Annotated in this window: 1 protein-coding gene; it reads left to right on the top strand. The window is 54.8% G+C overall.

Annotated features, from left to right (window positions below; translation table 11 throughout):
* Positions 1-25: 25 nt before the first annotated feature.
* The coding region (locus MFF64_RS36990) for a cytosine permease (RefSeq protein WP_238194020.1) at positions 26-261 on the top strand (236 nt) is incomplete at its 3' end.

The raw sequence follows: 261 nt of genomic DNA, 5'->3' as shown, positions 1-261 counted from the left end.
GGCAGCTATTCCTCCAGTGGGTGGCGTGATCATCGCCGACTATCTGATGAACCGTCGCCGCTATGAGCACTTTGCGACCACGCGTATGATGAGTGTCAATTGGGTGGCGATTCTGGCGGTCGCCTTGGGGATTGCTGCAGGCCACTGGTTACCGGGAATTGTTCCGGTCAACGCGGTATTAGGTGGCGCGCTGAGCTATCTGATCCTTAACCCGATTTTGAATCGTAAAACGACAGCAGCAATGACGCATGTGGAGGCTAA

The sequence above is a fragment of the Methylobacterium frigidaeris genome (genome assembly GCF_022179185.1).
GTDB classification, from domain to species: Bacteria; Pseudomonadota; Alphaproteobacteria; order Rhizobiales; family Beijerinckiaceae; genus Methylobacterium; species Methylobacterium frigidaeris.
This window is presented reverse-complemented; position numbering and strand designations above follow the sequence as displayed.